A 1,004-nucleotide genomic window follows, 5' to 3' on the forward strand; every position below is an offset into this window, starting at 1 on the left:
GTCATGGTGTTTCCCGGGCAAGGTTCCCAATGGGTCGGAATGGGCCGGGAGTTATATGAGCACTACCGGCCTTTTGCAAGGGCGTTTGATGTGGTGGTCGAGGCGTTAGATCAGCATCTGGCACGACCATTGCATCAGGTGCTGTGGGGTGATGGTGAGGGTCTGCTCGATAGCACCGAGTTCGCTCAGCCGGGATTATTCGCTGTGGAAGCAGCCCTGTATGCCTTGTTCAACCATTGGGGTGTTGTCCCTGACTTCGTCATGGGCCATTCGGTGGGGGAGTTAACCGCAGCGTATGTGGCAAAGGTGTTGTCTTTAGCAGACGCCGCCATGCTGGTGGCGGCGCGGGGGCGGTTGATGCAGGCCCTGCCAGCAGGTGGGGCGATGGTGGCCGTGGCGGCCACCGAAGGCGACGTTAAACCGTTGTTGGTCCAGGGGGTGGGCATCGCCGCGATCAACGCACCAGAATCGGTAGTGATTTCTGGTGCACGCGATCCGGTGAACGCTATCGCGAATCGGTTGGCCCATCAGGGCCGACGGGTGCACCCGTTAGCGGTCTCTCATGGATTTCATTCCACGCTCATGGAACCCATGCTCGAAGAATTCGGACATATCGCCGCAGCGATCACGCCCAGTAATCCTGAGATCCCGGTGATATCGAATGTGACCGGCGAGCTAGCCGGATCCGACTTCGGGACCGCCCAGTACTGGATGGACCACATCCGCCACCCGGTGCGCTTCGCTGATGGTGTGCGGCTCGCTAAGTCACACGGAGCCACCCGATTTATCGAAGCGGGCCCCACCGGAGGACTCACCGCCGCCATCGAGCAGACTCTGCCCACCGCCGACACCCTAACTGTGCCAAGCCTGCATCCAGACCGCCCAGAAACAACCACCACGCTAGGCGCAGCAGCACAACTGTTCACCGCCGGTGTTGATCTGGACTGGCCGGCGGTGTTTAACGGGCATGGACACCCGGTGCAGTTGCCCACCTATGCATTTCA

General features: G+C 60.6%; 1 protein-coding gene. It reads left to right on the forward strand.

Annotation, left to right across the window (positions count from 1 at the left end; all coding sequences use genetic code 11):
* A partial coding sequence (locus tag A5782_RS04170; protein ID WP_156623788.1) for an acyltransferase domain-containing protein occupies positions 1 to 1,004 on the forward strand: 1,004 nt, incomplete at both ends.

This window comes from Mycobacterium sp. 852002-40037_SCH5390672, assembly GCF_001665875.1.
Lineage (GTDB): Bacteria > Actinomycetota > Actinomycetes > Mycobacteriales > Mycobacteriaceae > Mycobacterium.